General features: G+C 65.0%; 22 protein-coding genes. 8 read left to right on the top strand and 14 right to left on the bottom strand.

The genetic code is table 11. From position 1 onward, the window contains the following. Positions 1–56: 56 nt before the first annotated feature. Positions 57–458: a MerR family transcriptional regulator gene (locus AC07U1_RS04345; protein WP_003046453.1), complete on the bottom strand. Its 402-nt coding sequence runs from the start codon at positions 456–458 to the stop codon at positions 57–59. Positions 459–632: 174 nt separating this feature from the next. On the opposite strand from AC07U1_RS04345, the gene AC07U1_RS04340 reads away from it, so the two are divergent. Next, entirely contained in the window at positions 633–890 is a 258-nt protein-coding gene (locus AC07U1_RS04340; RefSeq protein ID WP_003046455.1) for a hypothetical protein, read from the top strand. Then, positions 883–1,110, top strand: coding sequence for a GDCCVxC domain-containing (seleno)protein (locus tag AC07U1_RS04335; protein WP_081611194.1), 228 nt, complete (start codon positions 883–885; stop codon positions 1,108–1,110). The genes AC07U1_RS04340 and AC07U1_RS04335 overlap by 8 nt, the downstream gene beginning before the upstream one ends. A 35-nt stretch (positions 1,111–1,145) precedes the next feature. Here the strand turns inward: AC07U1_RS04335 and AC07U1_RS04330 are convergent, their stop codons facing one another. After that, complete coding sequence (locus tag AC07U1_RS04330) at positions 1,146–1,559, bottom strand: MerR family transcriptional regulator (protein ID WP_003046458.1); 414 nt, start codon at positions 1,557–1,559, stop codon at positions 1,146–1,148. A 70-nt stretch (positions 1,560–1,629) separates the two neighbouring features. Here AC07U1_RS04330 and AC07U1_RS04325 point away from each other — a divergent pair, with 70 nt between their 5' ends. The 4 genes from AC07U1_RS04325 to AC07U1_RS04310 all read left to right on the top strand — a co-directional run bounded on the left by AC07U1_RS04325 (position 1,630) and on the right by AC07U1_RS04310 (position 5,746). After that, complete coding sequence (locus AC07U1_RS04325; protein ID WP_003046460.1) at positions 1,630–2,271, top strand: cation efflux transmembrane domain-containing protein; 642 nt, start codon at positions 1,630–1,632, stop codon at positions 2,269–2,271. A 5-nt stretch (positions 2,272–2,276) separates the two neighbouring features. Then, positions 2,277–4,223, top strand: a complete 1,947-nt coding sequence (locus AC07U1_RS04320) for a cytochrome c/FTR1 family iron permease (protein WP_003046463.1) — start codon at positions 2,277–2,279, stop codon at positions 4,221–4,223. A gap of 126 nt (positions 4,224–4,349) precedes the next feature. Continuing rightward, the gene (locus tag AC07U1_RS04315) at positions 4,350–5,039 is read left to right on the top strand and encodes a helix-turn-helix transcriptional regulator (protein ID WP_003046466.1); all 690 of its coding nucleotides are present in this window, start codon (positions 4,350–4,352) and stop codon (positions 5,037–5,039) included. Positions 5,040–5,086: 47 nt separating this feature from the next. Then, positions 5,087–5,746 carry a class I SAM-dependent methyltransferase gene (locus AC07U1_RS04310; RefSeq protein WP_037553277.1) on the top strand — a complete coding sequence of 220 codons (660 nt, stop codon included), beginning with the start codon at positions 5,087–5,089 and terminating at the stop codon, positions 5,744–5,746. Between the two features lie 27 nt (positions 5,747–5,773). Here the strand turns inward: AC07U1_RS04310 and AC07U1_RS04305 are convergent, their stop codons facing one another. From AC07U1_RS04305 to AC07U1_RS04250, 12 genes are all read right to left on the bottom strand, one after another. After that, positions 5,774–6,079 carry a hypothetical protein gene (locus AC07U1_RS04305; RefSeq protein WP_003046472.1) on the bottom strand — a complete coding sequence of 102 codons (306 nt, stop codon included), beginning with the start codon at positions 6,077–6,079 and terminating at the stop codon, positions 5,774–5,776. A gap of 191 nt (positions 6,080–6,270) precedes the next feature. After that, on the bottom strand, positions 6,271–6,915 hold the full coding sequence (locus tag AC07U1_RS04300) for a DsbA family protein (protein WP_003046475.1): 645 nt from the start codon (positions 6,913–6,915) through the stop codon (positions 6,271–6,273). Then, positions 6,912–7,346 carry a disulfide bond formation protein B gene (locus AC07U1_RS04295; protein WP_003046478.1) on the bottom strand — a complete coding sequence of 145 codons (435 nt, stop codon included), beginning with the start codon at positions 7,344–7,346 and terminating at the stop codon, positions 6,912–6,914. The genes AC07U1_RS04300 and AC07U1_RS04295 overlap by 4 nt, the downstream gene beginning before the upstream one ends. Continuing rightward, positions 7,343–7,828, bottom strand: a complete 486-nt coding sequence (locus tag AC07U1_RS04290; protein ID WP_003046480.1) for an SRPBCC family protein — start codon at positions 7,826–7,828, stop codon at positions 7,343–7,345. The genes AC07U1_RS04295 and AC07U1_RS04290 overlap by 4 nt, the downstream gene beginning before the upstream one ends. Before the next feature lie 13 nt (positions 7,829–7,841). After that, positions 7,842–11,021, bottom strand: a complete 3,180-nt coding sequence (locus AC07U1_RS04285) for an efflux RND transporter permease subunit (protein ID WP_003046483.1) — start codon at positions 11,019–11,021, stop codon at positions 7,842–7,844. 44 nt (positions 11,022–11,065) lie between these two features. Next, on the bottom strand, positions 11,066–13,606 hold the full coding sequence (locus AC07U1_RS04280; RefSeq protein WP_003046486.1) for a heavy metal translocating P-type ATPase: 2,541 nt from the start codon (positions 13,604–13,606) through the stop codon (positions 11,066–11,068). Between the two features lie 190 nt (positions 13,607–13,796). After that, complete coding sequence (locus tag AC07U1_RS04275) at positions 13,797–14,267, bottom strand: SRPBCC family protein (protein ID WP_003046490.1); 471 nt, start codon at positions 14,265–14,267, stop codon at positions 13,797–13,799. 81 nt (positions 14,268–14,348) lie between these two features. Continuing rightward, positions 14,349–14,693: a DUF190 domain-containing protein gene (locus AC07U1_RS04270; protein WP_003046493.1), complete on the bottom strand. Its 345-nt coding sequence runs from the start codon at positions 14,691–14,693 to the stop codon at positions 14,349–14,351. A 12-nt stretch (positions 14,694–14,705) separates the two neighbouring features. After that, the gene (locus tag AC07U1_RS04265) at positions 14,706–17,948 is read right to left on the bottom strand and encodes an efflux RND transporter permease subunit (protein ID WP_003046495.1); all 3,243 of its coding nucleotides are present in this window, start codon (positions 17,946–17,948) and stop codon (positions 14,706–14,708) included. Positions 17,949–17,951: 3 nt separating this feature from the next. Continuing rightward, complete coding sequence (locus tag AC07U1_RS04260; RefSeq protein ID WP_003046498.1) at positions 17,952–19,121, bottom strand: efflux RND transporter periplasmic adaptor subunit; 1,170 nt, start codon at positions 19,119–19,121, stop codon at positions 17,952–17,954. 109 nt (positions 19,122–19,230) lie between these two features. Then, entirely contained in the window at positions 19,231–20,538 is a 1,308-nt protein-coding gene (locus AC07U1_RS04255) for a TolC family protein (RefSeq protein WP_037553274.1), read from the bottom strand. A 65-nt stretch (positions 20,539–20,603) separates the two neighbouring features. After that, entirely contained in the window at positions 20,604–20,855 is a 252-nt protein-coding gene (locus tag AC07U1_RS04250) for a hypothetical protein (protein ID WP_058818405.1), read from the bottom strand. A 557-nt stretch (positions 20,856–21,412) separates the two neighbouring features. On the opposite strand from AC07U1_RS04250, the gene AC07U1_RS04245 reads away from it, so the two are divergent. Continuing rightward, positions 21,413–21,787 (top strand): DUF3703 domain-containing protein, encoded by a 375-nt coding sequence (locus tag AC07U1_RS04245; protein ID WP_037553271.1) that lies wholly within the window; start codon positions 21,413–21,415, stop codon positions 21,785–21,787. 49 nt (positions 21,788–21,836) lie between these two features. Then, a complete protein-coding gene (locus tag AC07U1_RS04240) occupies positions 21,837–22,175 on the top strand; it encodes a hypothetical protein (protein WP_003046510.1) in 339 nt (112 codons plus the stop codon). Positions 22,176–22,190 lie beyond the last annotated feature (15 nt).

The following is a 22,190-nucleotide window of genomic DNA, read 5'->3' as shown; positions in this document are numbered from 1 at the left end:
GTTGCCGCGCGCAATGGCTGCTTTGGGGCGCTGGCGGAAGACGGCTGTACTCGAACCTAGTCGGACAGCGCCTCCAGAAGCGGGCAGCCCCCGGCATCGCCGGCGCCGCACGCCTCGACAAGATCGCCCAAGACAGCGGCCATCCGGTCGAGGTCGGCGCGCTTGGCGAGGACGTCGGCAAGCTGGCTCTCGGCCATATGGCGCGCCTGATCGCAGCTATGGCCGCCGCCTTCGGCAAGAAGGAGCAAAGTCCGGACCGTATCGAGGGGAAACCCCAGTTCGCGCGCGCGGCGCACAAATGCAAGGCGCCGCACACCAGCTGAATCATAACGGCGAAATCGCCCGTACCGGACCGGCGCGGGCAGAATGCCGATGCGCTCATAATAGCGGATCGTCTCGATATTGCAGCCGGTAAGCCGAGAAAGCTCGCCGATGGGGATGGTGCTTGAGGGGGCCATTGCGATTCCGCTTGCATCTGTAGTCACTACAGATGGTAGACTTGCCGCTACCGCGAAACAAGGAGTTTGAATTTGGCTGGAGATGCAAGGCGTCCAAAAGGATTTGGGGCCATTTCGCTGGCGCTTGGCGGGATCGCATCGGGCTTTCTCGCAGCCACCTGCTGCGCCCTCCCCATGCTGCTGGCCTCGGCGGGGCTCGGGTCCGCCTGGCTCGTCGGCATAGCGGTCCCGGCCGCGCCCTACCGGCTCTGGTTCGTCGCATTCGGCGCAATTTCGCTCGTCGCCGGTGGCGTCCTGCTGGCGCGCCAGCAGATGCGCGCGGCGCGCTGCGGCGCCGATGGCCTGTGCGTGCCCGCGTCGCTGCGCTTTGTGACCCTGATCGGACTGCTCCTCGCCGCCGTCCTCCTCTGGCTCGGCTATCGCTATGCTTGATCCCTCGCCGGTCCTGCAATCGACGCTGACGTGTCCGCTCTGCGGTCAAATCGCCGACGAAATCATGCCCACCGATGCGTGTCAGTATTTCTACGACTGCAAGGGATGCGGCGCGCTGCTCAAGCCGCTGCCAGGAGACTGCTGTGTCTTCTGTTCCTATGGCACGGTACCCTGCCCGCCAATACAGGTTGACGGCGGCAAGGGCAGTTGCTGCGGCTGAGCCGCAAGCCGCCGACAGTCCCGATAGCGCGGCGGCTAGGCATTTCCGGCGGCGATGGCCTCGATGACCCGGCAATCCGACACCGGCCCGCCATCGCAGAGCTGGACGATACGGGCAAGTTCAGCACGGAGCCGCGCCATCCGTTCCAGCTTTTCATCGACATCGAGCAGGTGACGCGCCGCAACTGCGCGGATTTCGGCGCAGTCCTGCCCCGGCCCCAAGGCCAGCGCCGTCAACGACCGGATTTCATCGATCGAAAAGCCGAGGCCGCGGGCATTGCGGATGAATGCGAGGCGCCCGACATCCTCATCCCCGTAGGTGCGCCGGCCAGAGGCTGTGCGCGCTGCGCAAGGCAGCAATCCGATATCCTCATAGAAGCGGATCGTGTTTACCTTGGTGCCGGTGCGTTTCGCCAGGCCGCCGATCGGCAGCCGCGTGTCGCGCGCCATCTCCCTTCCTCTCAGTCTCGTTTCGATTTCAGCTTGCTTCTACAGTTACTGTAGAATGTAGAACAGGGGAATGAGCAACGACAGCAATTGCGGCTGCACGGGCGACACCGTCAGGGCCGAACGCGATCCCGCCTATCGAAGGGCCTTGTGGATCGTCGTAATTCTCAATCTCGGCTTCGGCGCGATCGAGATCGTCGGCGGGTTCATCGCCAACAGCCAGGCGCTGAAAGCCGACTCGCTCGACTTTATCGGCGACGGCACGATCACGTTGGCCGGCCTCGTCGCGATAGGCTGGACTGCGCTCGCCCGCACGCGTATCGCCTTAACCCAAGGCCTGTTCCTGCTGTCGCTTGGCATAGGGGTCATCGGCGTCGCGCTGTGGCGTGCCCTGACCGCGGTTCCGCCCGAAGCCGAGCTGATGGGCGGCATCGGCGCCGCCGCCCTCCTCGTCAACCTCACCTCGGCCGCGGTCCTCTCGCGGTTCCGCGAAGGCGACGCCAATGTCCGGGCGGTGTGGCTGTTCAGCCGCAACGACGCGATCGCCAATGTGGCGGTGATCATCGCCGCCGGCCTCGTCGCATGGACCGGGCAAGCCTGGCCCGACCTTGCAGTCGCCGCCATCATTGCCACGCTTTTCCTGCATTCGGCCTATGAGATTCTACGCAGCGCGCGGACCGAATTGCGCGAACTGTCGACTGTGCCCGGACAATAGGGCCAATGCCCCCCGCCCGCCGCTTTCTCTCTCTGCTGATCGCGCTCGCTGCAATCTGCGGCCTCGTCGTGCCGACGGCACAGGCCCGCACTGATGCCGGCGAAGTCCAGACCATCTGGCGCCTGCTGGACTATGTTGCGGTCGACTATGGTGGAGCGGTCTCGAATGGCGCGGTGACGAGCACGGTCGAATATGCCGAGATGACCGAGTTTTCCGCCACCGTTCGCAAGGGGATCGAAGCGCTTCCGGTATCCCCGGCGCGGGCTCGCCTTGTCAGTGAAGCGGGACAACTCCAGACGGCGATCGCATCGAAGGCGGACCCCGGCAAGGTGGCTGGCCAGGCGCGCGGACTCGCGGCGGACCTCCTCGCCGCCTACCCTGTGCCCCTCGCGCCGCGCAACGCTCCAGATCCCCGGCGCGGAGCCCAAGTCTATCTGGAAAATTGCGCCAGCTGTCACGGCGCGCGCGGCGATGGCAATGGACCTCAGGCCAAGGGGCTCGACCCGGCACCTATCGATTTCACCGACGCCGGACGCGCTCGCAAGCGCAGTCTGTTCGCGCTCTATCAGGTGATAGGACAGGGGCTCGAAGGCACGTCCATGCCCAGTTTTGCCCATTTGCCCTCCGACGACCGCTGGGCGGTAGCAGCCTATGCCGGTGGATTTGCCTTTCGCGACGTCGCAGCCGGCCGGCGTGTCTGGAACCAGACCCCTGCGGCGCGCGAACTGGTCCCCGACCTGCAAGCCTTCACGAGTCTCAGCCCGGAAGTGCTTGGTCGTGGGCTGGGATCGGAGCAGGCCGACGCGCTTACCGCCTATTTGCGCTCAGATCCCCAAGCATTGACAACCGCTTCGCCCGCGACGCTTGCGGTTGCCCGTGACAAATTGGCGCAAAGCCTTGCCGCGTACCGCAAGGGAAATCGGAGCGAGGCAGAGCGTCTCGCGCTGTCCGCCTATCTCGACGGTTTCGAACCGATTGAGCCGATCCTGACGACGCGCGATTCCGCCCTTATGGCGCAAATCGAATCCGCGATGTCCGATTATCGCGTGTCCATCGCGCGAGGTGTGCCGGTCGATGCGGTCGCGGGTAAAGCCGCCGCAGTCGAAACCCTTTTCGCCGATGCCGAAGCTGCACTGTCTCCCGATGCAGCCAGCGACGCATCGACCTTTGTCGGGGCGCTTACCATCTTGCTGCGCGAGGGTCTCGAAGCGCTTCTGATCATCGTGGCGATGATCGCTTTCTTACGAAAGGCCGAACGGCCTGAGGTCCTACCCTATGTCCATGGCGGCTGGATCGCAGCCCTGGCAGCCGGCGGCGCAACCTGGGCAGTCGCGACCTATGCAATCTCGATCAGCGGAGCGAACCGCGAGTTGACAGAGGGATTTGGCTCGCTTTTCGCCGCAGTCGTTCTCGTCTGGGTCGGCATCTGGATGCACGGAAAGTCACATGCGGAGAGCTGGCAGCGCTATATTCGCGAAGCGATGGGCAAAGCGCTTTCACGTCGCTCGGCCTGGTTCCTGTTCGGGCTCGCTTTCCTCGTGGTCTATCGGGAAGTCTTTGAGACCATCCTGTTTTTCGCAGCTCTCGCCGCGCAAGGAAGCCGCAGCGCGATCGCCGCCGGAGCCGGAACCGCAGTGGTGATCCTGGCAGCAATCGCATGGGTCATGCTTCGTTACAGCCGGGTCCTGCCGATCGGAAGATTTTTCGCTTACAGCTCTTCGCTCATCGCTATCCTCGCGGTTGTCCTGGCCGGCAAGGGCGCGGGCGCGCTACAGGAAGCCGGCCTCCTCGGCATCACCCCGCTAGCTCATTTTCCCCGCTTCCCGGCGATGGGGATATTTCCTTCGCTCGAACCGTTGTTGCTCCAGCTTCTCGCGCTTGCAATCCTCTGGATCGGCTATCGTTACAACAGTCGGCAACATCGCCGCATCGAGACAGCGCCCGGTCGATGAGGGGAATCATCACGGGGTCGGCGCACTCCTCCTTGGCCGTAAGACGGCTTCCGAAAAGAGCCTCCGAGCCAGAGTGCTTACCCGGCGCCCGTTACGCACACGAGTTAGGCCTGCTATTGCGACCCGATGCCCGAAACGTCCAACTGGAACGGCCGACTTAGCCTCGGCGACTATCATGCTCTCTGGTCGGGTTCGGTTGGCGATGCCGCCGCGCACCGCCATTTTGCGGCGCAGGCAGTGTTTTGTGCCGAGCCGCTTACCGTGGTCGATGCTGATGGCGCGCGCCTGTCGGGGCGTTGCTTGCTCATCGAACCCGATACCGTGCACCGGCTGCTCCCCGCGCCCACGGCTGAATTATGGTTCGTCGAGCCGACAGTGGTCTTCGGTCCGCCGGTAGATCTGAAAGACCGGCTGATCTGCTCCGATCCGATTCATGTCGCGCTGCCGGGACAGCGGTCCTTCTGGAAAAACTGGCTCACGCGAGGCGCCCGACCCCCGCTCGATCCGCGCATCACCCGCGCCGCCGCCTCGATTGACCGCCTGATCCCCATGGGCTCTGTCCGTCTCGCGGCTGTGGCGGAGGAGAGCCGCCTTTCGCTCGGCCGCTTCCGGCATCTCTTTGCCGCCGAGATCGGCATGCCCTTCCAGCGCTTTGTGCTCTGGCGAAGGTTGATTATCGCCTTCGACGAATTGGGAATGCGCCGCAGCGCGACCGAGGCCGCACACATGGCAGGGTTCAGCGACAGCGCGCATTTCGCCCGCACGATCAAGGCGATGTTCGGTATCCGGGCAAGCGACCTTTTCATCGAATCATAGCCTCTCCGTTCAAGCCGGTGCGTGATCGCGCCTGGTAGAGGCGCATCATGTCAGACGCACACAGAGACTTCGTCCCGGCACTCGGCAAGAGCGGATCGCTCGACCGCTACGATGCCGCCATAGCCCTCATGACCAGAGAGAAAAGATGGCGAAGCGACTTGCTGCGCTTCGCCGAACCGCGGCCGGGCGAGCGGATCGTCGATATCGGGTGCGGCACGGGAACCTTTGCGATCGCCCTCAAGCAGGCGGCGCCGGAGAGCATCGTTCTGGCGGTCGATCCCGACCCCGCCGTGCTGGAAATCGCGCGCGCCAAGGCTGAGGTTGCCGATGCCGAGATTCGATGGTTCGAGGCTATGGGCGACGAGCTGGACGGCATCGACGCACTCCGGCAATGCGACAAGATCGTATCGAGCCTGGTCCTTCACCAGTGCCCGATGGCCGTTAAGGAAGCGATTGCCGCGCAGATGTTCAGGCTCCTGAGGCCGGGCGGGACCCTTTTCATAGCCGACTATGGCGAGCAGCGCTCGCTGCTGATGCGCATGCTTTTTCGACAGATCCAGCTGCTCGACGGGTTCGAATATACCGAACCCAACGCTAAGGGCTGCGTCCCGGTGATCCTTAAAGCCGCGGGTTTCGAGGCGGTCGAAGAGATGAGAGTCATCCCGACGCCGACCGGCTCGATTTCAATCTATGGGGCGAAGCGGTAGTTTCTCGCCCGGCCCGCGCGGTCGCGGCTAGCCGCGCCAGTGACGCCCGCGGTGATGGTGGTGCATCCGGCGCTTCTGATAGCGCCGCTCGTAGCGGTCCCGCCGTTCATAGCGGCGATCATGGCCGCGGTAGTAGGGATCGTAGCCACGATAGCCACGATCATAGCCATAATTGGGCACGCCGTGGCGTGAGGAACGATAGTCGCGGTCATGACCACGTGGCGCGTCATGTCCGCGGCTATATCCCCCGCGATCGCCATGGTGCTGGGCAAGCGCTGTTCCGGGGAGCGCGAAGGCGAGCATCGCGGCCGCGATCGTCATCAGTTTTCGCATGTCAGTCTCTCCTTTTCGTGGCGTTCAAAATCCCCCTTCATGTTTGAATGCGCTGTGAATATTGGCTCCGATGCTGCCGATCGGACGGTGACCCGGCGTCTCCATGCGACAGGCCGATGGCGGGAGAGACAGTATCGCGCCGCATGGTGGGCACCCGTCCCGCGTGGACGAAGCGGGACGGGTGCGGGCCCTCATTTGCCCTTTGCCGCTACCGCGGCCTGGACTCGGGCCTCGACCTGTTCGGGGCTCGGCTGGACGAGCATCTCGCCATTGACGAAGAAGGTCGGCGTGCCCCGGACGCCGACCGCACGCGCGTCGGCGATGTCCTGCTCCATCCAGGCCATCGCATCGGTTGTCGGCATCGCGCGCGCCTTCGCGACATTGAGGCCGGCCTTCTCGGCGGCCGCCCAGGCACCGTCCATCTTGCCGTCGTGCCATTCGGGCTGCGCTTCGAGCAGGGCGGCCGTCACCGGCTCGAGCTTGCCCTGGACGCGGGCGGCTTCGAGGATCACGATCGCCTCGGCCGAGCCGGGGTGCAGCGGCAGGTAGCGCATAACGAGACGCACATCCTTGGGATATTTGGCAACGATGCCCTTCACCGTGGGATAGAAGGCGCGGCAGGCCTCGCACGACGGGTCGAAAAATTCGACGATGGTGACCGGGGCATTTTTCGGTCCGATGATCGGCGAATGCGGGCGAATGAGGCTGTCGACGGGCCCCGCCACGACCTTCTTCGTGGGTTCGCCCTCGGCGGTTCCGCTGTAGAGCATCGCGCCGCCGGTGAAAGCGAGTGCGGAAACGACAAGCGTGGCCACCACTCCGATGCGTTTGTTCATGATTTCAGTCTCCTTTGGAAGTTGAGCAAGAGGGTGAGGATGAGCGCGAACGCGGTCAGCGACGGGAGGGGCAGCGGCACGCCTCCGATTGCCATGCTCTCTCCCGAGCATGATGGACCGCCGGTGCAGGGGACGATCGGGGCCGGAATGACGCCGACGTAGAGCAGGCTATGATAGAAAGCGACGAGACCACCGCCCGCAGCCAGCGCCAGCCCATAAGGAACGATGGCGCGGTCCGACCTGAACGCCGCGATGCCGAGAATGATCGCAAGCGGGAACATGAAGCTACGCTGGAACCAGCAGAGGTCGCACGGCGCCTGGCCCATGACCTCGCCGACGAAGAGGACGGCCAGGCTCGACAGGAGGGCGATTGCCCAGGCCGCGCCGAGCGGACGCCATTTGTGCGGCGCGAGCAGCGGAAAGCTCGTCATCGCCGGCCACCTTTGAACTTGGACTTGGGCCGTCGCGGCGGCGGTGGCGGCTTGCTGTATTTGGACTTGAGGTAGCTGAGCAGGATGCCGTCGATCGACGCGATCATTCGCTGGAAGCTGGTCTTGATGCCGGGAAGCCGGAGCCAGGCAAAGGGCCCGCGGCAACGATAGCGGTGAACGAACTTCGTCCCGCTCGCCGTCGGCGTCAGGATATAACTCTCCTCGAACTGGAGGATGAAGCTCGGCTTGACGTCGAGTATCAGCTCCTCGCCCGGGCGCGCGGAGAGCACCGCCGCGGAGACTTCGAGAAACTTGGGCTTGTGCGGATCCATGCGCATCGAATAGCGGATCGCGATCGGGTCCTCGGCAAGCTGCTCGATCCGGACATAGGGATTCCAGATCCGGTGGTTCTCGAAATCGCCGAGGACCGCCCATATCTGCTCCGGACTATAGGGGAGGTCATGCTCCCGCTCGAACTCCATCAGCTTAACTCCTCTATCGATCGGCCGCCGGGCTTTGCCCCGCGCCGATGTCGGTGACGCCCGCAGGCGATGGGTCGGCGTGCGCGCCGCCCGTCGTGAACCAGCGGCGCAAGCGCGGGACCATCCGGCGTTCGAAGCCCGCCGCGAGGCTGAAGGACGCCGGCACGATCAGCAGTGTCAGCATCGTCGACAGGATGAGCCCGCCGATCACCGTGACCGCCATCGGCGCGCGCCATGCGCCGTCGCCGGTGAGCGACAGCGCGGTCGGGATCATGCCCGCGACCATCGCGACCGTGGTCATCAGGATCGGCTGCGCGCGCTTGTGTCCGGCGTCGACAATCGCCTCGTCGCGCGGCACCCCCGACGCCATTTCCTCGATCGCGAAGTCGACGAGAAGGATGCTGTTCTTGCCGACGATACCGAGCAGCATCAGCACGCCGATGAACACGGGAAGCGAGAGCGGATAGCCCGTCAGCAGCAACGCGACCGCCCCGCCGAGCGGGGCGAGCAGAAGCGAGCCCATGTTGACGAAGGGCGGGATGATCTTGCGATAGAGTAGGATCAGCACAGCGAGCACGAGAAAAATCCCCGATACGACCGCGATCGCGAAGTTGCGCAGCATCTCGGCCTGCCACTTGGCGCTCCCGAGTACCAGCCGCGTGACCCCGGCGGGCAGCGCCTTGAGCGCCGGCAGCGCCTCGACCTTGTCCATCGCCTGACCGGTCACGAGACCCGGAGCCAGGTCGGCCCCGATGGTGAGCTGGCGCACCTGGTTGGTCCGATTGATCTGGGTCGGGCCGGCGCCGAAGCCGATCTCGGCCACAACCGAGAGCGGCACCGTTCCCCCGTTCCGGGTCGGAACAGGCATATTGCGCAGCGTATCGAGCCGCTCGCGCGCGGTTTCCGCAAGCGCGACGCGAACGGGGATTTGCCGGTCGGACAGCGAGAATTTCGCGCTATTCTGGTCGATCTCGCCCAATGTCGCGACGCGGATCGACTGGCTGAGCGCCTGCGTCGTCACGCCGAGCTGCGCCGCGAGCGCGAAGCGCGGGCGAATGACGATCTCGGGGCGCTGAAGATTGCCCTCGACACGCGGCGACCGGATTTCCTTCACGCGGGCCATCTCGGCAAGCAGCCGGTTGCCGACATCTTCGAGCTTCTTCGGGTCGTCGCTGCCGAGCGTGATCGAGATGTCGCGGCTGCTGCCGCCGCCGCCGCCATGCTGCGACTGGAAGTTGATTCGGGCATCGGGAACCTGCGCTAGCCGCGGCGCGCGGTCCTTTTCGAACTCGGTCGAGGTCAGCTCGCGGTCCTTGCGCAATTTCAGATAGACCGTCGCCGTGCCGACATCGATCCGCGACAGGGCGGATTCGACGAGCGGGTCGCGCTTCATGAGATCGGTCACCTCGTCGGCCACTGCCTCGGTCTGTTCGAGCGTTGCGCCCGGGGCGAGCTGGATGGCCACGCGGCTCGTGTCGGAATCGATCGACGGCTGGAAGGTCATCGGGAGCAGCGAGAAGCTGAAAATGGTCGCAAAGAGCGCCAGCACACCGATGCCGACCACCCAGACGCGATGGTCCTTGATGTAACCGAGCCATTTCCAGCGCCCGCCGCGCGCACGCGCGGCAGCGGCCCCGCTGGTGTCGAGGCTCCAGCGCAAGATGCGCATATAGGTGTCGATCAGCGGGCCCTCGCCATGCTTTTGCGGACCCTGCGCAGAGAGAAAATAGGCGGCGAGCATGGGTGTGATCATGCGCGCGACCGCGAGGCTCATCAGCACCGCGGCCACGACCGTCAGTCCGAAATTCTTGAAATATTGCCCGGCGACGCCCGGCATCAGCCCGACCGGCAGGAACACCGCGACGATCGTCATGGTTGTCGCGAGCACCGCGAGGCCGATCTCGTCGGCCGCATCGATCGAGGCCTGATAGGCCGATTTGCCCATCCGCATGTGGCGCACGATATTCTCGATCTCGACGATCGCATCGTCGACCAGCACGCCGGCAACGAGGCTGAGCGCGAGCAAGGTCATCATGTTGAGCGAGAAGCCCATGAGGTCCATGAACAGGAAGGTCGGGACCGCCGACAGCGGGATGGCGAGCGCCGAGATCAACGTCGCCCGCCAGTCGCGCAAGAAAAGGAAGACGACGACGACCGCGAGGATCGCGCCCTCGACCATCGCATTGATCGCCGAATGATATTGGCCTTTGGTATATTCGATATCGCTGAACAGCTCGGTGAATTTGACCTTGGGGTTTTCCTTCTCGAGTTTTCGCAGCTCCTCGACCGCAGCGTCATAGACGGTCACATCCGAGGCGCCCTTGGCGCGCTCGAAGCCGAAGGTCAGCACCTGCCGCCCGTCCTGCTTCGAGACCGAGCGCTGCTCGGCGTAGAGATCCTTGACCTCGGCGATATCGGCGAGGCGCACGGTCCGGTTCGTCCCGACCGAGATTAGCGTCTCGCCGAGCGCGTTGGCGCTGCTCGCGTTCCCGAGGATACGCACCGCCTGCTCGGAGCCCGCGACCTCCATCCGGCCGCCGGCCGCATTGACATTGAGCTGGACGAGCTGGGTGTTCACCGCGGCGGCGGTAAGGCCGTAGGCGCGCATGCGTTCGGGGTTGAGGATGACGCGGATTTCGCGGCTGACGCCGCCCCGGCGATAGGCGTCGCCCATGCCGGGGACCGCGATCAGCCGCTTCGCGACGACATTGTCGACATACCAGCTCAATTCCTCGAGCGTCATATCGGTGGCCGAAGCCGACCAATAGGCAAGCGTGTTGCCCGAGGTAGAGAGGCGGATAACCTGCGGTTCGAGGATGCCGTTCGGCAGGTTGCTGCGGATCTGGGTGATCTTGTCGCGAATGTCAGTCACCGCCCGGTCGATCGGCGTGCCGATCGCGAACTGGACGAAGGTCTGCGACTGGCCTTCGGTAACCGTCGAATTGAGCTCGTCGATCCCCTCGATCGTCCGCACCGCCGCCTCGACACGCTGCGTGACCTGCGTTTCGAGTTCGGTGGGCGCGGCGCCCGGCTGGGCGATGATGACGATGGCGCCCGGAAAATCGATGTCGGGATCGCTCTGGACCCCCATCATGAGGAAGGAGACGATGCCCGCCACCGTCAGACCGAAGAACATGACGAGCGGCGGGATCGGGTTCCGGATGGACCAGGCCGAGATATTCTTGAAGTTCATCCTCTCTCCCCCTTCCGGTTCGATCCCACCGCGACTGTGCGCCCTCAGCCCATGCTGCGATCGCGATAGGCGAGCAGGCGAAGCGCGTTGGCGACGACGACGAGGGTCGAGCCTTCGTGCGCCGCGACCGCCGCACCGATTCCGAGTCCGAAGATCGTCGCCGGCACGAGGACCACGACGACGCCGAGGCTGACCACCAGATTCTGGCGGATGATGCGGCGCGTCTGGCGGCTAAGTCCGATCGCGAACGGCAGATGAGCGAGGTCATCGGCCATCAGCGCGACGTCGGCGGTTTCGAGGGCAACATCGGACCCCGCGGCGCCCATCGCGATCCCGACGGTGGCGCTCGCCATCGCCGGTGCGTCATTGACGCCGTCACCGACCATGGCGACCGGCTGCTGCGCCTTGAGGTCGCGAATGGCGTCGACCTTCTGATCGGGCATCAGGTCGCCCCAGGCCTCGTCGATCCCGACCTCGGCGGCAATCGATTCCGCGACCTTCTGGTGATCGCCCGAAATCATGATCATCCGGCCGATGCCGAGCTCGCGCAGTTTGGCGATCGCGGTGCGCGCCGCTTCGCGCGGCGTGTCCATCAGACCGATCGCGCCAAGATCGCGGTCGCCCATACGAACGACCATCGTCGTGCGGCCCTGCTCGCGGAGGCCGGCGATCGCAGCCGCCACTTCGCCGCCGATCGGCGCGATGCCGTCGGCACCGAACATTTCGGCCTTGCCGATCAGGACGGTTTCGCCCTCGACCTTTGCCGTGACGCCGCGACCCGTCAGGCTGTTAAGGTCGTCCGCCACCGGTACGCGCGTCGACGTCAGCATGGCCTCGCCATCGCGCGCGATGGCAGCGGCAAGCGGATGATCGCTCAGCCGCTCGACCGCCACCGCGATCCGCAGCAGTTCCTCCTTCGGCACGCCGCTGGCCGGCAGGACGTCGGTGATGCGCGGCTTTCCTTCGGTGAGCGTTCCCGTCTTGTCGAACGCCAGCGCGGTCAGCGAGCCGAGATTTTCGAGCGGGCCACCGCCTTTGACCAGCACGCCGCCGCGCGCCGCACGCGCAACGCCCGACAGGACGGCACTCGGCGTCGCGATCGCGAGCGCGCACGGGCTTGCCGCGACAAGGACCGCCATGGCGCGATAGAAGCTGTCGCGGAACGGCTCGTCGACAACGACCCAGGCGAAGAGCAGGACGAACACAAGCGCGAGCACGCTCGGCACGAAGATGCGCTCGAACTTGTCGGTGAAGCGCTGGGTCGGCGATTTCTGCGTTTCCGCCTCGCTCACCATCTTCACGACCTTAGCGAGCGTGGTATCGGCCGCAAGACGGGTTACCGCGATCTCGATCGCGCCATAGCCGTTGATGGTGCCCGCGAAGACGCGATATTTTGCGTCGAGTGCATCGGGCTTTGCCGCGGCCTGCGCACGATCGGCCACCGGTTCCTTGTCGACGGGGACGCTCTCGCCGGTCACCGGAGCCTGATCTATCGCCGTGCGGCCAACGACGACGAAGCCGTCGGCGGCAAGACGCTCGTTGGGCTTGACGATGACGGTGTCGCCAATCGCCAGCTGCTCGACCGGGACTTCGCGAGCCGTCCCGTCGGCATCCTTCACCGTCGCGGTCTGCGGCGCCAGCTCCGCAAGCGCCTCGATTGCGCGCTTGGCGCGGCCCATGGCATAATGTTCGAGCGCATGGCCGAGGCTGAAGAGGAAGAGGAGCAGCGCGCCTTCGGCCCACGCACCAAGCGCGGCAGCGCCGGCCGCGGCGACGAGCATCAGCGTGTCGATCTCGAAGCGCTTGAGCTTCAGATTCTCGATGGCCTCGCGGACAGTGAACCAGCCACCGAAGCCATAAGCGGCAATATAGAATGCGAGCGGCACCCACTCCGGCGCCGCGGCGAGCTTCTCGATCGCAAAGCCGATGCCGAGGACGAGACCGCACAGCAGCGCGAAGATCAGCTCGGTCCGCTCGCCGAAGATGCCGCCATGATCATGGCCATGGTCGTGGCTATCCTCGCCCGTATGGCCATGTTTGTGATCTGGCCCATGCGCGTGATCCGGACCATGGTCATGGCCATCATCGCCATGTTGGTGGGCGGCTTGTGCCGGGGCAGCCGCGGCGACGGCAGTCGATTTCTGAGTGACGCCCATATCCGAGAGTGTCTTTCTGATCATTTCGATGGAGGTCTCCGAGCGCTGGAACTCGGCGCGTAGCGTACCGGCGGCGCCGACTTCGGCCTCGATCACGCCCGGCATTTCGCGAAGCTTCAGTCCGATCGTCCGCGCGCGACGGGCGTGGCCGACGCCTTCGAGGTCATCCCAGAAGAGATGCTGATACTGGCCGGTGAGCTCGGCACCGGCGCTGCGCGCGAGCTGCCGCACGCGTTCGAGCGGGAGAATATCCGGACGGTAATGGATGCAGAGCTGTGGCGGCGAACCGTCGCTTGAGCGGACAACATGGACCTTGTCGACGCCTTCGCGTCCTTCGAGTTCGCTCGTCAGGCGCGCGACGCAGCGGTCGGCGGTATCGGCGACTTCGGGGAGGAGAAGCGGAATATCGAGCCGCAACTGGTCACTCATGATGCCATCCTTTTCTGTTGGCGGTCGGCAATGCGATCCGGGCGCATGTTAAACGCGCGGCAGGATGAGGTGCGGGAGCCATTGCGGGATGCGACCCGGCTCCCGCACCTCCCTGACAGCCGGAAATCCCTGCCCGTGGTGAGGGGGGCGATTGAGAGGGGCCTCCGACGGCCAGGTTTCGAATTCAAGATCATGCGCGGCGCCCGCTTGGCCGCGCGTAGCGGGACTGAACTGTCGTGCGACGGAGTTGCTGTTCGAGCGCCATGTTCGAGCGCTTGAGAAAAACGCTGCAAACCCGCCGCAGAATGGGATAGCCGAGCCATGAGAAGAGACCCGCGCATTCCAGGCGATGGGTAACCTCCACCCCTTGGCCGAGCTTTTCGAGCCGGTAGCTCTCCTCGATGACGAGCAGCCCGCGCGTGCCTGTCCGCCAGGAGAAGCCCGTCAGCCAGTCGAGGCCGGTTATCCGCCCCTCGGATGCAAATTCCGGACCCCGCTTCCCGCGCGGAGAATAGACATAGCCTACGCGCTCATCATCTCCCGGACGATCGGTGAAACGGAGCGTCGGATGCCAGTCGTCGTACCGCTCGATATCGACGAGCAGTCGCCAGACCCGCCCGATCGGGACCGGCAAGCGGAGCGAGGTGCCTACCGAGAACATCGGAGACCTCCTCGCTCGCACGAGCTGGTCCGCGACGCAGGCCGGGGACCTGCGCCGCGGTGTAGACCGGCAAGATGCCGGTCAGCTCTGAACATCGGGGGGCTCCGCGGCGGATTTCCCGCCGAGGATTTCGACCGCTTCGAGCGTGATGAGCCCGATGTCCGGTATTTCGGTCAGCTGCGCCGCAAAGTCGCGGAGCCGCTGCTCCTCGTCGATGATCTCGATCACGACCGCCCGGTCATTCTCCAGCGCATGCTTGCGGTGGAGATGCGCCGAGCGACCGAAACCGAGAACCGCTTCGAGCACCGTAACGCCTGCCAGCTTTTGCTGGCGAGCGAGTTCGGAAATGAACTCGAAGACCCGCTGATCACCGAAGAAGGCGGATTCATCGGTGTAGATGCGCAAGAGCTTGGATGCTTTTGTCATGACAGTCTCTCCCTATTCCGTGACCGGCTGGACCGCCGACTCCGCTTTTCGCTTGAGGAACTTCGGCTGCCAGTTCGCCCCGAGGACGACTTTTGCGATCGCGGGGAGAACGAGCAGCGTCAGGATGGTCGCCGCGATGAGACCGCCGATGACGGTCGTCGCGAGAGGCTTCTGCACCTCGGCACCCGTGCCGGTCGCGATCGCCATCGGCACGAAGCCGATCGCGGGCACGAAGCCGGTCATGATCACCGCACGCATCTTCTCGGTCATGCCCTCGCGGATTGCCTCCGTGAGCGGGACATCATTCTCGAGCCGTTCGCGGATCGCCGTCATGACGACGAGACCGTTGAGCACCGCGACGCCGGCAAGGCAGATGAAGCCCACCGCCGCCGACACCGAGAAGTTGATGCCCGTAAGCGCGAGAGTGAACACCCCGCCCGCGAGCCCAAGCGGCACGGCGAGGAACACGGCGGTCGCGCGCCCGAACGTGCCGAGCGCCATGTAAAGCAGGATGAAGATGCCCGCGAAGCAGAGCGGCACCACGATCGAGAGCCGCTGCGATGCGGCCTGCAGACTTTCGAACTGCCCGCCCCATTCGAGGTAATAGCCCGCCGGAAGCTTCACATTGGCGATCTTCGCCTGCGCTTCGGCCACGAAGGATCCCGCATCGCGGCCTTCGAGGTTCACCTGCACGACGACGCGCCGCTTGCCATTTTCGCGGCTGATCTGGTTGAGCCCTTCGGTCAGCCGGATCTGCGCCACCTGGGCGAGCGGTATCTGTCCGCGATTGCCGCCCTCGGAGGGCAGCAACACGGGCAGCGCGCGGATGTCGTCGAGATTGACCCGGGTCGCGTCGGGGACGCGAACCGTGATGTCGAAGCGCCTGTCGCCCTCATAGAGCAGGCCGGATTCCCGCCCGCCGAGCGCCGCCGACACCGTATCGGCAACCTCCTGTACCGAGAGACCGTAGCGCGCGATCGCATTGCGATCGAGCTTCACGTCGAGCGTCGGAGCGCCGCCCACTTGGTCGGCCTTGACGCTGCCCGCACCCGGTATGCCCTGGAGCACGCGCACCATCTCGTTCGCCGCGAGCGACATCTTGTCGAGGTCGTCCCCGTAGAGCTTGATGGCCACGTCGCCGCGAACGCCCGCGATCAGTTCGTTGAAACGAAGCTGGATCGGCTGGCTGACTTCATAAAGCTGGCCGAGCTGGCCGCCAGCGGCTTTCTCGATACGCTCGACGACATCGGCCTTCGAATCGACACCTGCCGGCCACTGATCCTGGGGTTTCAGGATCACGAAACCGTCGGAGATGTTCGGCGGCATCGGGTCGGTCGCCACCTCGGCCGTACCCGTCTTCGAAAACATCAGCTCGACTTCGGGCAGGCTCGAGATCGCCGTCTCGACGTTGCGCTGCATGACCAGAGACTGTTCGAGGCTCACCGAAGGCACGCGCGTCGAGGCAAGCGCCATATTCTTCTCGTCGAGCTGCGGAATGAATTCCGAGCCGAGCAGTCCGAACGCCGGGATCGCAAGGACGAAGAAGGCAAAGCCGCCGGCGATGAAAGCCCACGGCTTGGCGAGCGCCTTGTCGAGCAAGGGCAGGTAGCGCTCCTTCGACTTGCGGATCGCCCAGACTTCCTTCTCGGCAACCTTGCCGCGAATCATCAGCGCGACAAGCGCCGGAACCAGGGTGATCGCGAGAATGAAGGCCGCAACGAGCGCGAGCATGATGGTGATGGCCATCGGCGAGAAGGTCTTCCCCTCGACGCCCGTAAACATCAGCAACGGCGCGAAGGCCAGTAGGATGATCGCCTGGCCGAAGACGGTCGGTTTGATCATCTCCTGGCTCGCGCGCATCGTCTCCTCGAGACGTTCGCGAAGGTTGAGCAATCTCCCTTCATGCTCCTGCCGGTGCGCCAGTCTGGCGAGGCAGTTTTCGATGATGATCACCGCCCCGTCGACGATCAGACCGAAGTCGAGCGCGCCGAGGCTCATCAGGTTACCGGGGACCCGGAAGGCGTTCATGCCCATCGCCATCATCAGGAAGGAGAAGGGAATGACGAGCACCGCGATGATCGCGGCGCGCCAGTTGCCGAGCAGGAAGAAGAGCGCGGCCGCTACGAGCAGCGCGCCTTCGGTGAGGTTCTTTTCAACCGTGCCGACGGTTGCGTTCACGAGCTTGGCGCGGTCGAGTACCACCTTCACTTCGACGCCGGGCGGCAGGGTCTTCGACACCTGCGCGATCTTCGCCGAAACATCCTCCGCAACAGTGCGGCTATTCTGCCCGATCAGCATGAGCACGGTCCCGATGACCGCCTCCTTGCCGTTCATGCTGCCCGCACCGGTTCTGAGGTCGCCGCCGATCTTCACATTGGCGAGCTGTCCAACCGTCACGGGCACGCCGCCGCGCGTCGCGACGACGGCGTTGCGGATTTCGTCGACCGAGCGGACGCGTGCATCGACGCGCACGAGATAGGCCTCGCCTGCCCGGTTATAGTAGTTGGCACCGACCGCGAGGTTGGCGCGTTCAAGGGCTTCGCCCAGTTCGCTATAGGAAATGCCGTAGCTGGTGAGGCGGGTCGGATCGGGTTCGACCACGAAGGTCTTGGCATAGCCGCCGATCGAGTCGACGCCGGCGACGCCGCCGACCGACTTCAATTGCGGGCTGACGATCCAGTCCTGGACCGTGCGAAGATAGCCCGATTTGGCGATCTCGTCGGTGAGGATATCGCCCTCGGGGGTCAGATAGCTGCCGTCGGGTTGCCAACCTGGTTGGCCCGCGACCTTCTTGGCGCCCTTCCCGTCGGGATTTTTGTAGCCGACGGTGTACATGACGACCTCGCCGAGACCCGTCGTGACGGGACCGATCTGCGGCTGGGCCCCGTCGGGAAGATTCTCGCCCGCCTGGAGAAGCCGTTCGCCCACCTGCTGGCGCGCGAAATAGAGGTCGGTTTCATCGGTGAAGATTGCCGTCACCTGGCTGAAGCCGTTGCGCGAGATCGAGCGTGTCGTCTCGAGCCCCGGAATGCCGGCGAGCGAGATTTCGATCGGATAGGTTACGAGCTTCTCGATTTCGACCGGCGAGAGACGCGGATCGATCGTGTTGATTTGCACCTGCTTGTTGGTGATGTCGGGAACCGCGTCGATCGGCAGCTTGGTGAGCTGCCATACGCCGAGTCCCGCGATCACGAGGAAGAGAAAGAGTACCGCCCAGCGCGCGCGGACGGATAGCGCCATCAGTTTCGCGATCACGGTTTATTCCTCCTCGCCCGCGCCCTTGCCGAGTTCGGCCTTGAGCAGGAATGCGTTCTTGGTCGCGACGATCTGGCCCGGCTTCAGCCCGGCGAGGATTTCGACACGGCCCGCGCTGCGCTGGCCGACGGTCACCTGCTGCGCGCGGAAGCCGTCCTTCGTGCGGACGAACACCACGTCGCGGCCTTCGAGCGTCTGGAGGGCTTCGTCCGCGATCACGATACGGGCCGGCCCACCGGTTTCGGCGCCGCGGCTCGGAAGCAGCCGCACCCGGACCGCCAAGCCCGGCTGGAGCGCCCCGGGTACGTCGAGCACGGCGGTTGCCGAGCGCGTGTCGCCCGACAGGCCGGGCGTGACGGCGCGCACGCGGGCATCGATCGTCCGTCCGTCGGGAAGTTCGATGATCGCACGGTCTCCGGGCGAGAGCCGCTGGGCATCGGCCGGACCGACGGCGGCCTCGATCTGCACCTTGCTGGGATCGGCAACGCGGAACAATTCGGTTTCGGGCTGAACGAAGGCGCCAAGGCTGGCGTTCTCGGCCGTGATCCGTCCCGAGATCGGGCTTGCCACGATGACGCTGCTGCCATCGCGCGTGACCTGCGCGGCGCTCGCTGCGGCACGCGCGCGCTGCGCTTCGGCCGCGGCGGCCGCGGCTTCGGCTTGCGCCTGCTCATAGTCGACGCGCGCCGACACCTTCTGGTCGAACAGGGTCTTCTCGCGGTGGAGATTTTTCTGCGCGAGCGTCGAGCGCGCATCGGCGGCAATCCGTTCGGCCGCAATCTGGGCGGCGTCGCGGCTTTGCACGATCGCGATCGTCTCACCGGCGCTGACCGGATCGCCGAGCCGCTTGAAGAGACGGGTGACCGCGCCGCCCGCGCGGGCGGTGACGATCGCCTCGCCGCTCGGCGCGGCGGTAACGGTCGCTTGCGAGATGATTTCCGAACCGAGTCCGCCGGCGCCGATCGTCTCGACGCCGATCTCGGCGGCCTTGATCGCTTCGGGCGTGATGGCGAGGCTGCTCGGAAGGGCTTCGCTCGCCGCTTCCTTTTCGCCTTCGGCAGCCGGCGCGGCGGCCGGGTCGGCGGTGCAGCGTGCAACGCCGAAGCCCGTGACGGCAGCGAGTATCATGGCGCCCGCGACAGTGCCGAGGAGACGCTTGTCCTTGGTGATCATATTCTATCTCCGCTGTTGATGCGGTTCGCGCGCCGACCGGCGGCGCACCCCTGTTGACTTGGAAGGACGATGGCGAAGGCGCCTCCGTCCACTGGAAGGCTCGGCGCGCTCATGGCTGATGATCCGCATCGCCGTCGGCGGCTGCCTGGCGCGATAGGATGGCGCGGGCTTCGGCCCGGGCCTGGCGCGCCGCGATCAGTTCGGCCTGCGTTGCCGCATAGGCCTGCTGCGCGTCGATATATTCGACGAGCGAGGACTTGCCGGCGCGGTAGCTGAGTTCGGCGAGCCGGACACCTTCGCGCGCCTGCTCGATGCCGCTACCCTCAAGCGCCGCGAGGCGGGCCTCTGCGGCTTCGAGTTCGGCCTGCGCATTGGCGATCTCCGCCTGAGCATTGACCACTGCATTCTCGCGCCGCGCAATGGCGGCGGCGACATCGGATTTGGCTGCCGAGATGTTGCCGCGGTTGCGGTCGAAGACGGGGAGCGGCACGGAAACATTGGCGATCAATGCGCGATCGCCGGTGTCGCGAAGCTGACGCACCCCGAAGCCGACCGACGGATCGAGCCGGCCATCGGCGCGCTGCCCCTGGAGCCGCGCTTCAGCAATCAGCTTCTCGGTTTCTGCCAAGCGAACGTCGAGCGTCGCGAGCGAGTCCACCGTCTCCGGTGCCACCCACATATCGCCTTCCATCAACTCGGCAGGCGGGACCGAGCTTCCAAGGAGCGCCGCGAGCGAACGCCGGGCGGTCCTTTCTTCGGCCTCGGCCGTGCGTAGCTCGGCGGTGGCCTGAACGAGAGCCGCATTGGCGCGGAACGCACGGAGCGGCGGCTCGTTGCCGGTATCGACCATGGCCTGTGCCACGCGGACGAGTTCGCGGGCACGCGCTTCATTTTCGCGTGCGAGCGCGAGGCTATCGCGGGCCGCGAGAGCGGTCGCGAACTGGTTGCGGACATCGAGCGCAAGATCTGCGCGTGCAATCTCCAACTTGTACTTCGCGGCCAGAAACTCGGCGTCGGCGAGCGTCATGCGCGACCGGCGCCGGCCCCCGATATCGAGACGCTGATTGACCGACACGGTCGTTTCGAGACCGTTCAGGCCCGAGTAGGGGCCGGTGCCTGCGAAATTCTCGACATCGACATTGAGCGTCGGATTGTAGCGATAGCCCGCCTGACGCTGGCGACCGCGAGCGGCCTCCACTTCGGCTTCGGCGGCAACCACGCGCGGCGAGCGCGCGTCGGCTTCCTCCATCGCCTGCGCGAGGGACAATCGAGCGGGAAGCGGGCCGGTACGCACGGCCTCGCCTGCGGAAGAAGGCGGTCCCACCAGCTCCGTCGCTGCCGACTGGGCAGCGGCGGGCGCGGAATTTGAGCCTGCAACGAGCGCCACGAGACTCGCGGCGACAACTATGGATTTCATGAAAAGGAGACTCCTGACGTTTCCAGGGAGAAGCGCACGCGAAGGGCACGCGCAGACCTAGAGCGTCAGGCGATTGGAGGGCGGAACGTCCCGATATAGGCGACGGGCGGCAAGGCGGCCGTCAGGATGCGCGTATGCGCTTCAGGGGCAGGCGTTTCGGTCGCTGCCGACAGCGATTCCGCCGGGACGCCCGAATGGTGACCGTGGCAGCCATGAGCGGCGGCAGGCACCTGCTGCTTTTCGCCGGGAGAGGATTTTTTCTTGTCGACTTCGGCGCCTTCGATCGCCGGTGCGGGAACGCAGCCGGCTTCGATCACAGCAACGAAAAGGCTCGCCTCGGCCCGATCCTCGGTCGCATGTGCGAGCGACCCCGCAACCGTTCCGGATGCAAGGAGAAGGGTCAGGAGGAAGAGGATCACCCGTCGCATTGAAACCGGCCCCTAGCATCGAAACGGCGCGGTGAAAAGTAGAAGATTTTCAATCAACTTCGGCGGCACTCTTCGAACCCCCGAACCGGCTCCGTAATTTTATCTCATGGAGGTAAGAGAGCAGTGCACCTTGCCCCTCTATAGTTGCAGATGCGCCTCAAGAAACAGGATATCGGCCGAACAATCACGCGTTAAGCACAATAATTCTACAATTGTCTTTCACTCTTATTTCTATCGCTTCGCTATTGGCTCCCGCCTCCTTTGTTCGGGACGACATTCGAGCGATATGCTTCCCGTGAGACGAGGGGGTAAATCGGACGCAGAGCGGCACAGCGTCCTGCCGGAACATCAGGGCTTGACCCTGTATCTACTACAGGGTGCAAGAGCCTGCCCTGCACAAAAAAGGGGGAAAGAGGATGGTGCCGCCGACAGTAAATCCCGTGAGCATGGCCGTCATCGAGCCGCTGCTGCGCGAGCAATATCGCCTGTTTTGCGAATCACGCCGAATCGGAGATGAAGCCGCTGCGTGGCAGGCGCTGGAATGGGAACATATATTGAGCCAGCCCTATATGGGCGCGCATCTCGCCTCCCACTGGCACATGTTTCGCTATGCGATCGAGCTCGGCGATGCCCGTGAAGCTACCGGTCAGGCAATGCGGTTCCTGCTCGTCCCGCTCGGTTCGCTGACCGGCCGCCTCCCCGCAGGGAATAATGGTCGCGCGCGGGTGAGCGCCTTCGAGCCGATGCCGATGCCGCAGGCCCTCGAAGCGCTGATCGAAACGGCCCGGTCGACGGAGAGCCGCGCTGCGCGAACCGATTGATCCGGTTTTGGACTTCCGGAACGGGTCATTCGCTGTTAGGGGCGCGACCATGTCCGGCGCTACCCTTCGCCTGTTGCTTGTGTTCATCCTGCTGCTCAGCGGGCTCCACAATGCTGCGCCGGCGATGGCGGGCATGACGCACCATGCGACGGATTCGCATCTTTCGCACCATGTCGAGCCGGGCCATGCGTCGGACAAGGACACGCAAAAAGGTCAGCAGGACGCCGACCTCCACGGCAGTCACCATAATTGCCCGGTCGCATCCGATCAGGCCCTTTCGGGTCATGACGATCTGTCCTGTTTTTCCGGCGGCCTGCACTTTGCGTTGCCCGCGACGCGCCTCGCTTCGCGCGCGCTCGCACCGCCCCTGAACCCTCCCCTCGCCTGAACGCCGCCTGCCGCG

Source organism: Sphingopyxis sp. GW821-FHT02C12 (genome assembly GCF_059421785.1).
The sequence above is the reverse complement of the archived record's forward strand: the minus strand, read 5'-3'. Positions and strand labels throughout refer to the sequence as shown.

Bases quoted from the DNA above. Each gene is read 5' to 3' on its own strand.
- AC07U1_RS04345 (WP_003046453.1), bottom strand. From the start codon at position 458: ATGGCCCCCTCAAGCACCATCCCCATCGGCGAGCTTTCTCGGCTTACC.
- AC07U1_RS04340 (WP_003046455.1), top strand. From the start codon at position 633: ATGCTGCTGGCCTCGGCGGGGCTCGGGTCCGCCTGGCTCGTCGGCATA.
- AC07U1_RS04335 (WP_081611194.1), top strand. From the start codon at position 883: ATGCTTGATCCCTCGCCGGTCCTGCAATCGACGCTGACGTGTCCGCTC.
- AC07U1_RS04330 (WP_003046458.1), bottom strand. From the start codon at position 1,559: ATGGCGCGCGACACGCGGCTGCCGATCGGCGGCCTGGCGAAACGCACC.
- AC07U1_RS04325 (WP_003046460.1), top strand. From the start codon at position 1,630: ATGAGCAACGACAGCAATTGCGGCTGCACGGGCGACACCGTCAGGGCC.
- AC07U1_RS04320 (WP_003046463.1), top strand. From the start codon at position 2,277: ATGCCCCCCGCCCGCCGCTTTCTCTCTCTGCTGATCGCGCTCGCTGCA.
- AC07U1_RS04315 (WP_003046466.1), top strand. From the start codon at position 4,350: ATGCCCGAAACGTCCAACTGGAACGGCCGACTTAGCCTCGGCGACTAT.
- AC07U1_RS04310 (WP_037553277.1), top strand. From the start codon at position 5,087: ATGTCAGACGCACACAGAGACTTCGTCCCGGCACTCGGCAAGAGCGGA.
- AC07U1_RS04305 (WP_003046472.1), bottom strand. From the start codon at position 6,079: ATGCGAAAACTGATGACGATCGCGGCCGCGATGCTCGCCTTCGCGCTC.
- AC07U1_RS04300 (WP_003046475.1), bottom strand. From the start codon at position 6,915: ATGAACAAACGCATCGGAGTGGTGGCCACGCTTGTCGTTTCCGCACTC.
- AC07U1_RS04295 (WP_003046478.1), bottom strand. From the start codon at position 7,346: ATGACGAGCTTTCCGCTGCTCGCGCCGCACAAATGGCGTCCGCTCGGC.
- AC07U1_RS04290 (WP_003046480.1), bottom strand. From the start codon at position 7,828: ATGGAGTTCGAGCGGGAGCATGACCTCCCCTATAGTCCGGAGCAGATA.
- AC07U1_RS04285 (WP_003046483.1), bottom strand. From the start codon at position 11,021: ATGAACTTCAAGAATATCTCGGCCTGGTCCATCCGGAACCCGATCCCG.
- AC07U1_RS04280 (WP_003046486.1), bottom strand. From the start codon at position 13,606: ATGAGTGACCAGTTGCGGCTCGATATTCCGCTTCTCCTCCCCGAAGTC.
- AC07U1_RS04275 (WP_003046490.1), bottom strand. From the start codon at position 14,267: ATGTTCTCGGTAGGCACCTCGCTCCGCTTGCCGGTCCCGATCGGGCGG.
- AC07U1_RS04270 (WP_003046493.1), bottom strand. From the start codon at position 14,693: ATGACAAAAGCATCCAAGCTCTTGCGCATCTACACCGATGAATCCGCC.
- AC07U1_RS04260 (WP_003046498.1), bottom strand. From the start codon at position 19,121: ATGATCACCAAGGACAAGCGTCTCCTCGGCACTGTCGCGGGCGCCATG.
- AC07U1_RS04255 (WP_037553274.1), bottom strand. From the start codon at position 20,538: ATGAAATCCATAGTTGTCGCCGCGAGTCTCGTGGCGCTCGTTGCAGGC.
- AC07U1_RS04245 (WP_037553271.1), top strand. From the start codon at position 21,413: ATGGCCGTCATCGAGCCGCTGCTGCGCGAGCAATATCGCCTGTTTTGC.
- AC07U1_RS04240 (WP_003046510.1), top strand. From the start codon at position 21,837: ATGTCCGGCGCTACCCTTCGCCTGTTGCTTGTGTTCATCCTGCTGCTC.